Source organism: Nonomuraea purpurea (genome assembly GCF_042650645.1).
Lineage (GTDB): Bacteria > Actinomycetota > Actinomycetes > Streptosporangiales > Streptosporangiaceae > Nonomuraea > Nonomuraea purpurea.
Genome location: NZ_JBHSBI010000002.1, coordinates 75,029 through 87,969 on the forward strand (window position 1 = coordinate 75,029; position 12,941 = coordinate 87,969).

Sequence of the window (12,941 nt, forward strand, 5' to 3'; positions counted from 1 at the left end):
TAGCTGGAGGCGGACTCCATCATTCACGTGTCGTACAGCGCCAGCTCCTCGTGCCCCGGAGGGTCGAAGAGCGTGGCTGCCCAATGGTCGAGCAGGTCCGGGCTGATCGGCACCGTACCCCATTCGCCGGTTGCGTTGCGGCGTTCCAGCCGGCGGTGCAGCTCTTCCAGCGGTGTGGCGAGGTAGCGCAGTTCGACGGCGGCGCCGAGGGCGCGGGCGGCCAGGCGCAGCTCGTCCCGCTCCGCGCGCGACCAGAAGCCGAACTCCAGGACCACGGTCAGGCCCAGTCCGAGCAGGTTCTGCGCGTGCCGCCAGAGCTGCTGCTCCAGGCGTTCGCGGGCGGGCTCGTCGTAGTGGTCGATGCCCAGGTCGGCGAGCCATTCGTCGGGGCAGAGCCGGACGGCCGGCAGGTCGGCGGCCAGCTGCCTGGCCAGGGTGGTCTTGCCCGACCCCGGCAGGCCGCACAGCAGGATCAGTCGTCCTCCGGTCACGCGCGTCAGGCTCCGAACATGTGGGCGAGTTGCTCGGGGAGCTCGTCGCGGTTGGCCGGGGTCACGGTGATCAGCTCGGCGTCGATGCGGGCCTTCAGCGTGGAGTGGCTGCGCTCGTGCACGGTGGCCACGAGCGGGATGCCGGCCGAGAAGAGCGCCTCGCAGCGCGGCATGAACGCCGGCGACAGCAGCTCCATGGGCCCGATCTCGTCGATGAGCGTGACCGCCCCCTTCGTGGTCAGCGCCCGGTCCATGGCGGGAAGGGCGATGTGTTCGAACGCGGGGACGTTGACTCCGTAACGCCCGATCCGGGCACCGGAAATCCAGGAGACGTGGGCCATGACCGCCTTGCGCCCGCCGAACTCCTCCACGGTGAAACCCGCCCGCCGGCCGCGCTCGCGTATCTCGTCGGTGAGGAACCCGCGGACAGGCACGTCCGCCGCCCGCAGCAGCTCGGCGAGGCGGCGGATGACGGTGGTCTTGCCGGTGCGCGGCGGAGCGGTGAGCAGGATGCGTGGCCTGGACACGGGTCCAGGATCGCAGACCCCGAGGCTTCTCCAAAGTGCTCATCGGCTGAGCGCTTAAGATGCGTTCCATGCGAGCCGATCGTCTTGTGGCCGTCCTGCTGCTGATGCAGGCTCGTGGCCGGGTGACGGCGGCGGAACTCGCCGAGGAACTGGAGGTCTCCCTGGCCACGGCGCGCCGTGACCTCGAAGCGCTGTCCGCGGCGGGCGTGCCCGTCTATCCGCAGCCGGGACGCGGGGGCGGCTGGTCGCTGCTGGGCGGCGCGCGTACCGACCTCAGCGGGCTGACCGCGAACGAGGCGCAGGCGCTGTTCCTGCTGGCGGGCCCGGCCGCGGCGGTCGCGCCCGAGGTCAGGTCGGCGCTGCGCAAGCTGGTGCGGGCCCTGCCGCAGACGTTCAGGGCCGACGCCGAGGCGGCCGCGGACGCGGTGGTGATCGACCCCGCGCGCTGGGGCGCGCGTGACGACGGCGAGCGGCCCGAACTGGTGCGCATCCTGCAGGACGCCACCGTACGCCGTCGCAAGGTCGGGCTCGTGTACGAGGACCGCACCCGCGAGCGCACCCACCGGCTGGTCGACCCCTGGGGCCTGGTGGACAAGGACGAGGTGTGGTACCTGGTGGCCGGGACCGAACGGGGGCAGCGCACGTTCCGGGTGGACCGGATCATCGAGGCCGAGGTGACGGAGCTGGCCTTCGAGCGGCCCGCCGGGTTCGAGCTGTCCGAGGCGTGGGGGCAGGTCGTGGCCGAGGTCGAGCGGCACCGTTCGCTGCTGTCGGCGACCGTGCTCATCGCCGAACGGTTCCTGCCGGTGCTGCGCGACCACTTCGGCCGCCACTGCCAGGTGGAAGGGCCTGCGGCGGACGGCAGGGCGAAGGTGCGGGTGGCCGCGCCGAACGCGCTGATGATCGCCCAGCAGCTCGCCGGGTGGGGCGCGCTCGTGGAGGTGGTCGAACCCGCCTCGGTCAGGGCCGAGCTGGTCAGGATCGGCACCGAGCTCGTGGCCCGTAACAGCCCATGAGGCCCTGACGTCAGTCCTGAGGTCCCAAGGCTTGGCGTCAGTGCTCCGGGTCGCCTGGGAGTGTGCGGGACAGGGCCGCGTGCTCCCATCGGATCTGCTCCCACGCCCGCTCCACGTGCCGCCGCTCGGTGGCCACGCCGCCGATGGCCATCCGCAGCTCGACCCGGCCGTCCACCCGGGTGTGCGTCAGGTACATGGACCCGCTCGTGTTGAGCAACTCCATCAGCCGCATCGTGGCCCGGTCGGCATCGGCGGCGTCCAACTCCTGCCACACGGGACGGAAGCACACGAGCCCGAGCGGATGCGGCTCGCGCACCTCGAAGCCGGGCTCGGCGGCGATCCACGACGCGAGCTCCTGCGCCAGTTCCACACCCTTGCGGATGTGGGCGCGCAGCCCCTCCGCGCCGTACCAGCGGAGCACCGTCCACAGTTTCAGCGCCCTGAACCGCCGGCCCAGCGGCACCTGCCAGTCGCGGTAGTCGATGACGGAGCCGACCGAGGTGGCGGTGTTCTTGAGGTACTCGGGCAGGATCGACAGCGCGCCGAGCAGCGGCGCCCGGTCGGCCGTCCAGAGCACGGTGCAGTCGAAGTTGGTGAGCAGCCATTTGTGCGGGTTGGTGACGTAGGAGTCGGCGTACTCGGCCACGCCGTCGTTCAGCCAGCGCAACTCAGGACAGAGCGCCGCCACCCCCGCGTAGGCGGCGTCCACGTGAAGCCAGACGCCGTGCTCGCGGCACACCTCGCCGATCGCGGCGACCGGGTCGACGGCGGTGGTCGAGGTGGTGCCCACCGTGGCGCAGACCATGGTGGGCACGGCGCCCGCCGCCGCGTCCTCGGCCAGCAGGGTCCGCAGGTGGCCGGGGTCCATGGCGAGCGTACGCGGATCGACCCGCACCGCCCGCACGCCGACCGACCCCAGCCCCGCGATCCGCGCCGCCTTCTCCAGCGACGAGTGCGTCTGGGACGACACGTACAGCGTGTACCGGCGGGTGACGCCCTCGTCCGCGACCCGCCCGTCGCCGGCCCGGTGCAGCGCGGCCAGCAGCGCGACCAGGCTCGCGCTCGACGCCGAGTCCTGGATGACGCCGCCGCCCGCGGCGTCGGTGCGGAAGCGGGCGGGCAGAGCGAGCAGTTCGGCGAGCCAGTCGACCACCAGCGTCTCCAGCTCTGTGCACGCCGGGCTGGTCACCCACGACATCCCCTGCACGCCGAGCCCGCTCGACAGCAGGTCACCGAGAATGGCCGGGCCGCTGGCGTTGGACGGGAAGTAGCCGAAGAAGCTCGGATGTTGCCAGTGCGTGACCCCCGGCATCAGGACGCGCCCCAGATCCGACAGCACCGCCTCGAACGGCTCGCCCCGCTCGGGCGGCCCCGACGGCAACGCCCGGCGGATCTCCCCGGGCTTCACCTGGGACATCACGGGATAGGACTCGACACAGGCGAGGTAGTCCGCGATCCAGTCGACGACCTGCTTGCCGTGGCGGCGGAACTCCTCCGGGCTCATGTGGACGCTCATGCGCTCACTGTGCAATCCAGCGCGGCGTTCGGAAAGGGGATGTTCTCCCCTTTCCGAACGGTCACCGATCGCGCAGGGTCTTGCGCCAGTGGAAGCCGCCGGGCAGGTTGACCGACAACGTCCGGCGGCCGTCGGCCGTGCGTGTCACCCGGAACAGCCGGTTGCCCCAGCTGTGTCCGACACCGCGGCGCGACAGGTTCAGCCGGAACGGGCCTAACTTGATCGACTTGCGGTAGCTCCAGCCCATCGCATTCCCTCCAAGAGATCGCGAAGGCGTTCAGCTACCCGGAAATCCCGGATTTAGTAATGTCCACGGTACTTGGGGCTTCCGAACGTCTTACCGACGTGGAAGCCGCCGGGCAGGCGCAGGGTCACATGACGGCGTCCGTCGGGGGTGGTCGAGACGTGGAACCGCCGGCCGCCCATGCCCGAACGGTGGCGCGAAAGGTTGATCCGGAACGGTCCCACCTTGACGGATCTGTTGTAGTGCCAGCCCAATGCCCCTCCTCTGCCGTCATGCGCTCTACGTTGGACAACGGCCGGCCCGTGGGCTGAGTTCCACCGGCGCACCAAGTGCCACCAGGTGAACACGTTCTCGACGGCGGCGGCCGGGTCACGACTCACTTCCGGGCGGTCACCGTTCGCGTAACCCGACCGTAATCAGCGGGGCCCTTGACGGGTCGGTTGTTAACGTTCACAGTCGGGCCAAGCCAGGAGAGGAGCACGCGTGAGATCCAGCCTGGGACGCCGCCTGCCGGTCATGGCCGACGTGGCCAAGGAGGCCGGGGTGTCGCATCAGACCGTTTCACGCGTGCTCAACGACCACCCGAACGTACGCAGCGAAACCCGCGCCCGGGTGCTCGAAGCGATCGACAAGCTCGGCTACCGCCGCAACCTCGTCGCCCGCGCCCTGGTGACCAAGCACTCCAGAACGCTCGGAGTGGTCAGCTTCGACACCACGCTGTACGGCCCGGCCAGCACGGTCTACGGGATCGAGCGGGCGGCCAGGTCGGCCGGCTATTTCGTCAGCATCGTCAGCCTCAGGTCCATCGACAGGGCCGGCGTCCGCGACGCCCTCGACTACCTGGCCGACCAGGGCGTGGATGGCATCGTCGTGGTCGCGCCGCAGCGTTCGGCGGCGCAGGCGCTGGCCGACCTGCCGCTGGGCATCCCCACCGTCGCCGTCGAGGGCGGCGAGGCGGGGGAGGTCTGCGTGGTCTGCGTCGACCAGGTCGCGGGCGGCAGGCTCGCCACCGAGCACCTGCTGTCGCTGGGCCACGAGACGGTCTGGCACGTCAGCGGCCCTTCCGACTGGCTGGAGGCAGAAGGGCGCGTGTCCGGGTGGCGGGCCGCGCTGGAGCAGGCGGGCCGCGAGGCCCCGCGCCCGCTCGCCGGGGACTGGAGCCCACGCTCGGGGTATGAGGCGGGGCGCAGCCTGGCGAGCATGAAGAACGTGACCGCGGTCTTCGTCGCCAACGACCAGATGGCGCTCGGCGTGCTGCGGGCGTTCACCGAGCAGGGGGTGAGGGTGCCCGAGCAGGTGAGCGTCGTCGGCTTCGACGACATCCCGGAATCGGAGTTCTTCTCGCCGCCGCTCACGACCATCAGACAGGACTTCGACGCGGTGGGCAGGCACGGCATCGAGGTGCTTGTACGGCAGCTCGAAGGCGGTCATCAGGAACGGGAGCGGCTCGTGGTGCCGCCGACGTTCGTGCATCGGGGCAGCACGGCACGGGCGTAGGCGCGGACGTCGCGGCCCGCGGTGGTCGCCGGACGCGGCGTGGATCGGACTGGACAGGAAGGCAGGAGGCGCTGACGCCCGCCCGGGAATGTTAGCGTTCACATCAGAAGGGAACCCCCCACGTGTTAAAGAGGATCTCGGCGTTGGTGGTCGCCGGGCTCACCGCGATGTCGGTGACAGCATGCGGCTCAGGCAGTGGCGGCAGCGGCGGCGGCGACTCGATCACCATGGGCTTCTCCCAGGTCGGCGCGGAGAGCGGCTGGCGGACCGCGAACACCAAGTCCGTCCAGGACTCGGCCAAGAACGCGGGCGTCACGCTCAAGTTCTCCGACGCCCAGCAGAAGCAGGAGAACCAGATCAAGGCCATCCGCTCCTACATCCAGCAGAAGGTGGACGTCATCGCCTTCTCGCCGGTGGTGGAGTCGGGCTGGGACACGGTGCTCAAGGAGGCCAAGGACGCGAAGATCCCGGTCATCCTGACCGACCGCGCCGTCGACTCCAAGGACACCTCCCTCTACAAGACCTTCCTCGGCTCGGACTTCGTCGAGGAGGGCAAGAAGGCCGGCCAGTGGCTGGTGGAGGAGTACAAGGACGCCAAGGACCCGGTCAAGATCGTCGAGCTGCAGGGCACGACCGGCTCGGCCCCGGCCAACGACCGCAAGTCGGGGTTCCAGGAGGTCATCGGGGCCGACGCCAAGTTCCAGATCATCGCCTCGCAGACCGGTGACTTCACCCGGGCCAAGGGCAAGGAGGTCATGGAGGCGTTCCTGAAGTCCAACCCCGACATCGACGTGCTGTATGCCCACAACGACGACATGGGCCTGGGCGCGATCGAGGCCATCGAGGGCGCGGGCAAGGCGCCCGGCAAGGACATCAAGATCATCACCGTGGACGCCGTCAAGGACGGCATGCAGGCGCTCGCCGACGGGAAGATCAACTTCATCGTCGAGTGCTCCCCGCTGCTCGGCCCGCAGCTCATGGACCTGGCCAAGAAGGTCGTCAAGGGCGAGCAGGTGCAGGCACGGGTGGTGACCGAGGAGACCACGTTCACCCAGGACCAGGCCAAGCAGGTCCTGTCCACCCGCCAGTACTGACCAGGCGACCGGGCCGGTCCGCGGGTCGGCCCGGTCTTCGACGGAAGGGAAGAGGCCGATGGCCGTACCCCCGCCGGTCCTGACGATGAGCGGGATCGGCAAGCAGTTCCCGGGCGTGCGGGCCCTGGACGGCGTGGACCTGCGACTGCTGCCGGGCGAGGTGCACGCGCTCATGGGAGAGAACGGCGCGGGCAAGTCCACCCTGATCAAGGTGCTCACCGGCGTCCACCCCGCCGACACGGGCACGATCGAGCTGGGCGGCGCGCCCGTCGCCTTCGGCAGCCCCCTGGAGGCGCAGCAGGCCGGTATCAGCACCGTCTACCAGGAGGTCAACCTCTGCGCGAACCTCTCGGTCGCCGAGAACATCTTCATCGGCCGCGAGCCGCGCCGCCTCGGGCGCATCGACTGGAAACGCATGCGGGCCAGGGCGGGCGAGCTGCTGTCGCGGCTGGAACTGAGCCTGGACGTCTCCGCGCCGCTGTCGTCCTACTCCCTGGCCATCCAGCAGATGGTGGCCATCGCGCGGGCCGTCGACGTCGACGCCCGCGTGCTCATCCTGGACGAGCCCACCTCCAGCCTCGACGCCGATGAGGTCGAGCAGCTCTTCAGGGTGATGCGCCGGCTGAAGGAGGAGGGCATCGCCATCCTGTTCGTCTCCCACTTCCTCGACCAGATCTACGAGATCTCGGACCGGATGACGGTGCTGCGCAACGGCCGGCTCGTCGGCGAGTACCCGACGCGGGAGCTCCCGCAGGTCGAGCTGGTGGCCAAGATGATCGGCCAGGAGCTGGCCGCGCTCGAACGCATCCACGGCGCGGCCAAGGTCTTCGACCGTCCGCTGGTCGAGGCGCGCGAGCTGGGCCGGGCCGGGGCCATCGAGCCGTTCACCATGACCGTCCACGAGGGCGAGGTCGTGGGCCTGGCCGGGCTGCTCGGCTCCGGGCGTACGGAGATCGCCCGGCTGCTGTTCGGCGCCGACCACGCAGGCACGGGCGAGATCACGATCGGCGGCGCGCCGGTCTCGCTGCGCACGCCGCGCGCGGCCATGAACCACAAGATCGCCTTCTGCTCGGAGAACCGCAAGGAGGACGGGCTCGTCCCCGACCTCACCGTGCGCGAGAACATCATCCTGGCCCTGCAGGCCACCAGGGGCTGGACCAGGCCGGTGCCGCGCGAGCAGCAGGACGAGCTGGTCGGCCGGTACATCAAGGCGTTGAAGATCAGCCCGCCCAACCCCGAGCACCTGGTACGCAACCTCAGCGGCGGCAACCAGCAGAAGGTCGTGCTGGCGAGGTGGCTGATCCTCGCGCCCCGGCTGCTGATCCTGGACGAACCCACCCGCGGCATCGACGTCGGCGCCAAGACCGAGATCCAGCGCCTGGTCGCGGAGCTGTCCGACGGCGGCATGGCGGTGCTGTTCATCTCCGCCGAGCTGGAGGAGGTGCTGCGGCTCAGCCACAAGATCGAGGTGCTGCGCGACCGGCGGCTGGTGGCCGAACTGCCCAACGACGACGAGCTGACGACGGACGTGCTCATGGAGACGATCGCGAGCGGAGGCCGGGCCTCATGAGACGGCTGCTCTGGCCGGTGGTGGTCCTGTTACTGCTGCTGGCGCTGAACGTGTTCTTCACGCCCGGCTTCTTCTCGATCCAGGTCAGGCAGGGCCACCTGTACGGCAGCCTGATCGACATCCTCCGCTTCGGCGCGCCGTTGATCCTCGTCTCGCTGGGGATGACGCTGGTCATCGCGACGGGCGGCATCGACCTGTCGGTCGGCTCGGTGGTGGCGATCTCGGGCGCGCTGGCGTGCCTGCAGATCAGCCAGGACGCCGGCGTGTTCACCGCCGTGGCCGCGGCGCTCGGGCTCTGCCTGCTGCTGGGGGCGTGGAACGGGTTCCTGGTCGCGGGCGTCGGCATCCAGCCGATCATCGCCACGCTCATCCTCATGGTGGGCGGACGCGGCCTGGCCCAGCTCATCACCGGCGGCCAGATCATCACCGTCAACAGCCCGGCGTACAAGGTGATCGGCGGCGGCTACCTGCTGACCGTGCCGTTCGGCATCCTGATCGTGATCGCCGTGCTGGCCGTCACCGCCTTCCTGACGCGGCGGCTGGCGCTGGGCATGCTGATCGAGTCGGTCGGCGGCAACGCCGAGGCGAGCCGGCTGGCGGGCATCAGGGCGCGCGGGATCATCATCATGGTGTACGCCTTCGCCGCCCTGTGCGCGGGCGTCGCCGGGCTCATGATCAGCTCGAACGTCTCCAGCGCCGACGGCAACAACGCCGGCCTGTGGATCGAGCTGGACGCCATCCTGGCCGTCGTGATCGGCGGCACCTCGTTGTCCGGCGGGCGGTTCTCGCTCGGCGGGACCGTGCTGGGGGCGCTCATCATCCAGACGCTCACCACGACGATCTACTCGATCGGGGTGCCGCCGGAGACGACGCTGCTGTTCAAGGCGCTGGTGGTGACGGCGGTCTGCCTGATCCAGTCGCCGTCGTTCCGCGAAAAGCTCTTCCGCCGGCGTCCGTCGCCCCCGAACCCACCGAGTCAGAAGAAAGTCCGAGAAGAGGCGGGAGCGGCTTGTGGTGACTGAGCGCGTGAGTGCGTTCACGGTGGGGCGGGTGCCGGCCAAGTACCTGCCGGTCCTGGTGACCGGGTGCCTGTTCGTGGCGATGTTCGTGGTCGGCGGGATCCGTTATGAGGGGTTCGCCAGCGGCCAGGTGATACTCAACGTCTTCATCGACAACGCCTTCCTGCTGGTCGTGGCGGTCGGGATGACGTTCGTGATCCTCACCGGGGGCATCGACCTGTCGGTGGGTTCGGTGGTGGCGCTGTCGACGATGATCTCGGCCGGCCTCATGGCGGGGCCGGGGTGGCCGCCGTACCTGGTGATCGCTCTGGTGCTGGTCATCGGGTCGGGGCTGGGGCTGGTGATGGGGTACATCGTCCACGCCTTCGACATCCAGCCGTTCATCGTGACGCTGGCGGGCATGTTCCTGGCCAGGGGGCTGTGTTACACGATCGGGACGGACTCGATCCCGATCGAGGATCCCATGTTCACGGCGTTCGCGCAGACGCGGATCGACCTGTTCGCCGATCTGTGGATATCACCGAGCGTGATCGTCGCCGTGGTGGTCGTCCTGGTGGCGGCGTACGTGCTGCACTACACGCGCCTGGGCCGGTCGGTCTACGCGACGGGCGGCAGCGAGCAGTCGGCGCTGCTGATGGGCCTGCCCGTGGGGCGGACGAAGATCACGGTCTACACGATCAGCGGGTTCTGTTCCGCGCTCGGTGGAGTGTTGCTCTCCTTCTACATGCTCTCGGGTTACGGGCTGCACGCCGTGGGAATGGAGTTGGACGCGATCGCGGCGGTGGTGATCGGCGGCACGCTGTTGACCGGCGGCAGCGGCTTCCTGTTCGGCACCGTGCTCGGGGTGCTCGTGCTCGGACTGATCCAGACGGTCATCAGCTTTGAAGGGACATTGTCCTCATGGTGGACCAAGATCTTCATCGGAATGTTGCTCTTCGTCTTCATCCTGCTACAGCGCCTGTTCTCGGCCCGATCGCGCCGCTGAGCTGGGCGAAAGTTACGTGAAAGTTTCCGGTCGGTTATCCGCGACCGTTGACATGGAAGTTGTTAGCGATAACAATCGGCGGAAGCGAACGCGAATCTTGTTCTAGTTCATCACGTTCAGTGATCGAATCCTTCGCTATCGGCAGCAGTTCGCGTCCACGCACTGCGAGCTGTCCGCTGCGCGTTAGCGCGATCCCCATCGCAAGGAGATTGACATGAGGTTGGGACGAATCGGGGGCGTGGTGTCCGCCCTCGCGCTCGCCGCGACGATGACGGCCTGTGGTTCGAGCACGAAAACCGTCGACGCCGAGGCCTCCTCCTCGGCCGCCGCCGGTAACGCGGGCGCCCTGATCGGCGTCACCATGCCCACCAAGTCGTCGGAGCGCTGGATCCACGACGGCGACAACGTCAAGCAGCAGCTCGAGAAGCTCGGCTACAAGGTCGACCTCCAGTACGCCGAGAACGACATCCCGACGCAGGCCAACCAGATCGAGAACCAGATCACCAAGGGCGCCAAGCTCCTGATCATCGCCTCGATCGACGGCACGGCCATCACCTCCCAGCTCCAGCAGGCGGCCGACGCCAAGATCCCGGTCATCGCCTACGACCGGCTGATCCGCAAGAGCCCGAACGTCGACTACTACGCCACGTTCGACAACTTCAAGGTCGGCGTGCAGCAGGCGACCTCGCTGGTCAAGGGCCTCGGCGTCGAGGAGGGCAAGAAGGGCCCGTTCAACGTCGAGCTGTTCGGCGGCTCGCCCGACGACAACAACGCCACGTTCTTCTGGGAAGGCGCCATGTCGGTGCTGAAGCCGAAGATCGACGACGGCACCCTGGTCGTCAAGAGCGGCCAGACCGACTTCAAGACCGCCGCCATCCTTCGGTGGGACCCGGCCACCGCGCAGAAGCGCATGGAGGACATCCTCACCAAGACCTACACCGGCGGCACCAAGGTGGACGGCGTGCTCTCCCCGTACGACGGCCTGTCCATCGGCATCCTGTCGGCGCTGAAGAGCTCCGGCTACGGCACCAGCGGCCAGCCCTACCCGGTCGTGACCGGCCAGGACGCCGAGCTCGCCTCGGTCAAGTCGATCATCGCCGACGAGCAGTACTCCACGATCTTCAAGGACACCCGCAAGCTCGCCGAGCAGACCGTGAAGATGGCCGACGCCGTCCTCAAGGGCGGCCAGCCCGAGGTGAACAACACCAAGGACTACGACAACGGCAACAAGGTCGTCCCGTCGTACCTGCTCGACCCGGTGATCGTCGACAAGGGCAACTACAAGGACGTCATCATCGGCGGCAACTACTACACCGAGGACCAGCTCAAGTAACGGCACCGGCCCCGGGGATCGCCGGTCCCCGGGACTCCCGGGCAAGCACGTTCCCGGGGCCGCCGCCGGAAACCCGCGCCTGATCCGCGGATTTCTTCTTTATGAGCGAGGGGCACATGACCGAGCACATCCTGCGGATGAGCGGGATCACCAAGACCTTCCCCGGCGTCAAGGCGCTGCAGGACGTCAACCTGTCCGTACGCCGGGGCGAGATCCACGCGATCTGCGGCGAGAACGGCGCGGGCAAGTCGACGCTGATGAAGGTGCTGTCCGGGGTCTACCCGCACGGCGACTACGAGGGCGAGATCACCTTCGAGGGCAGGATCTGCGAGTTCGGCGGCATCCGCGACAGCGAGCACGCCGGCATCGTCATCATCCACCAGGAGCTGGCGCTCAGCCCGCAACTGTCGATCGCCGAGAACATCTTCCTGGGCAACGAGCGCGCCAGGCGCGGCTTCATCGACTGGAACCGCACCAACTTCGAGGCCGCCGAGCTGATGAAGCGGGTCGGCCTGCGCGAGAACCCGACCACCCCGATCGCGGACATCGGCGTGGGCAAGCAGCAGCTCGTGGAGATCGCCAAGGCGCTGTCGAAGGAGGTGCGGCTGCTCATCCTCGACGAGCCGACCGCCGCGCTCAACGACGACGACTCCGCCCACCTGCTCGACCTGCTGCGCGGGCTGCGTGACGAGGGCATCACCTGCGTGATCATCTCGCACAAGCTGAACGAGGTCATCGCGATCGCCGACTCCGTCACGATCATCCGCGACGGCCGGACGATCGAAACCCTCGATATGGCGGCCGACGCCGTCACCGAGGACCGCATCATCTCCGGCATGGTCGGGCGGGCCCTCGACAACCGTTTCCCGCCGCACGAGCCGACGATCGGTGAGGAGGTGCTGCGGATCGAGGACTGGACGGTCTACAGCCCCAGCCAGCCCGGCAGGAAGGTGGTCGACAACGCCGCGCTCTCGCTGCGCCGAGGGGAGATCGTGGGCCTGGCGGGCCTGATGGGCGCCGGGCGTACCGAGCTGGCGATGAGCGTGTTCGGGCGCACGTACGGCGTGCACATCTCCGGCAAGATCTTCAAGGACGGCAAGCCGGTCGAGATCCGCAACGTGCAGGACGCGATCAGGCACGGCATCGCCTACGCCACCGAGGACCGCAAGAGGTACGGGCTCAACCTCATCGAGGACGTCAAGCGCAACATCAGCGCGGCCGGGCTGAAGGGCCTGTCGAGCCGGGGCTGGGTCAACGAGCACGAGGAGTACCGGGTCGCCGAGCGCTTCCACAAGAGCATGAACATCAAGGCGCCCAGCGTGTCGAGCATCGTCGGCAAGCTCAGCGGCGGCAACCAGCAGAAGGTCGTGCTGTCCAAGTGGATCCTGACCGAGCCGGACGTGCTCATCCTCGACGAGCCCACCCGCGGCATCGACGTCGGCGCCAAGTACGAGATCTACACGATCATCAACCGCCTGGCCGACCAGGGCAAGGCGGTTCTGGTGATCTCCTCTGAGTTGCCTGAGCTGCTGGGCCTGTGCGACCGCATCTACACACTCTCCGAAGGTCGCATCACCGGCGAGGTGCCTCGCCGGGACGCCACGCAGGAGAACCTCATGCACCTCATGACCAAGGGACAGGAGTAGCTC

General features: G+C 68.6%; 13 protein-coding genes. 8 read left to right on the forward strand and 5 right to left on the reverse strand.

What is annotated here, in order from left to right; genetic code table 11:
- Positions 1–23 precede the first annotated feature (23 nt).
- Together ACFOY2_RS03925 and ACFOY2_RS03930 are read right to left on the reverse strand one after the other, a co-directional pair.
- A complete protein-coding gene (locus tag ACFOY2_RS03925) occupies positions 24–491 on the reverse strand; it encodes an AAA family ATPase (RefSeq protein ID WP_379526519.1) in 468 nt (155 codons plus the stop codon).
- A 5-nt stretch (positions 492–496) separates the two neighbouring features.
- Positions 497–1,018: a nucleoside-triphosphatase gene (locus ACFOY2_RS03930; protein ID WP_379526520.1), complete on the reverse strand. Its 522-nt coding sequence runs from the start codon at positions 1,016–1,018 to the stop codon at positions 497–499.
- 68 nt (positions 1,019–1,086) lie between these two features.
- On the opposite strand from ACFOY2_RS03930, the gene ACFOY2_RS03935 reads away from it, so the two are divergent.
- Positions 1,087–2,034, forward strand: coding sequence for a helix-turn-helix transcriptional regulator (locus ACFOY2_RS03935; protein WP_379526521.1), 948 nt, complete (start codon positions 1,087–1,089; stop codon positions 2,032–2,034).
- Between the two features lie 37 nt (positions 2,035–2,071).
- On the opposite strand, the gene ACFOY2_RS03940 is transcribed toward ACFOY2_RS03935, so the two are convergent.
- The 3 genes from ACFOY2_RS03940 to ACFOY2_RS03950 form a co-directional block, all read right to left on the reverse strand.
- A complete protein-coding gene (locus ACFOY2_RS03940; protein ID WP_379526522.1) occupies positions 2,072–3,550 on the reverse strand; it encodes a pyridoxal-dependent decarboxylase in 1,479 nt (492 codons plus the stop codon).
- 61 nt (positions 3,551–3,611) lie between these two features.
- Positions 3,612–3,797: a DUF4236 domain-containing protein gene (locus tag ACFOY2_RS03945; protein WP_357826447.1), complete on the reverse strand. Its 186-nt coding sequence runs from the start codon at positions 3,795–3,797 to the stop codon at positions 3,612–3,614.
- A gap of 53 nt (positions 3,798–3,850) precedes the next feature.
- Positions 3,851–4,174 (reverse strand): DUF4236 domain-containing protein, encoded by a 324-nt coding sequence (locus ACFOY2_RS03950; protein WP_379526523.1) that lies wholly within the window; start codon positions 4,172–4,174, stop codon positions 3,851–3,853.
- Positions 4,175–4,310: 136 nt separating this feature from the next.
- Between ACFOY2_RS03950 and ACFOY2_RS03955 the strand changes: the two genes are divergently transcribed.
- The 7 genes from ACFOY2_RS03955 (at position 4,311) to mmsA (ending at position 12,938) form a co-directional block, all read left to right on the forward strand.
- A complete protein-coding gene (locus ACFOY2_RS03955; protein WP_379526990.1) occupies positions 4,311–5,291 on the forward strand; it encodes a LacI family DNA-binding transcriptional regulator in 981 nt (326 codons plus the stop codon).
- A 122-nt stretch (positions 5,292–5,413) separates the two neighbouring features.
- Entirely contained in the window at positions 5,414–6,385 is a 972-nt protein-coding gene (locus ACFOY2_RS03960) for an ABC transporter substrate-binding protein (protein ID WP_379526524.1), read from the forward strand.
- Between the two features lie 58 nt (positions 6,386–6,443).
- On the forward strand, positions 6,444–7,955 hold the full coding sequence (locus ACFOY2_RS03965; protein WP_379526525.1) for a sugar ABC transporter ATP-binding protein: 1,512 nt from the start codon (positions 6,444–6,446) through the stop codon (positions 7,953–7,955).
- Positions 7,952–8,977 (forward strand): ABC transporter permease, encoded by a 1,026-nt coding sequence (locus ACFOY2_RS03970; protein ID WP_379526526.1) that lies wholly within the window; start codon positions 7,952–7,954, stop codon positions 8,975–8,977. The genes ACFOY2_RS03965 and ACFOY2_RS03970 overlap by 4 nt, the downstream gene beginning before the upstream one ends.
- Positions 8,978–8,981: 4 nt before the next feature.
- A complete protein-coding gene (gene yjfF, locus ACFOY2_RS03975) occupies positions 8,982–9,959 on the forward strand; it encodes a galactofuranose ABC transporter, permease protein YjfF (protein ID WP_379526527.1) in 978 nt (325 codons plus the stop codon).
- 214 nt (positions 9,960–10,173) lie between these two features.
- On the forward strand, positions 10,174–11,292 hold the full coding sequence (gene chvE, locus ACFOY2_RS03980) for a multiple monosaccharide ABC transporter substrate-binding protein (protein ID WP_379526528.1): 1,119 nt from the start codon (positions 10,174–10,176) through the stop codon (positions 11,290–11,292).
- A gap of 116 nt (positions 11,293–11,408) precedes the next feature.
- Positions 11,409–12,938, forward strand: coding sequence for a multiple monosaccharide ABC transporter ATP-binding protein (gene mmsA / locus ACFOY2_RS03985; RefSeq protein ID WP_379526529.1), 1,530 nt, complete (start codon positions 11,409–11,411; stop codon positions 12,936–12,938).
- Positions 12,939–12,941 lie beyond the last annotated feature (3 nt).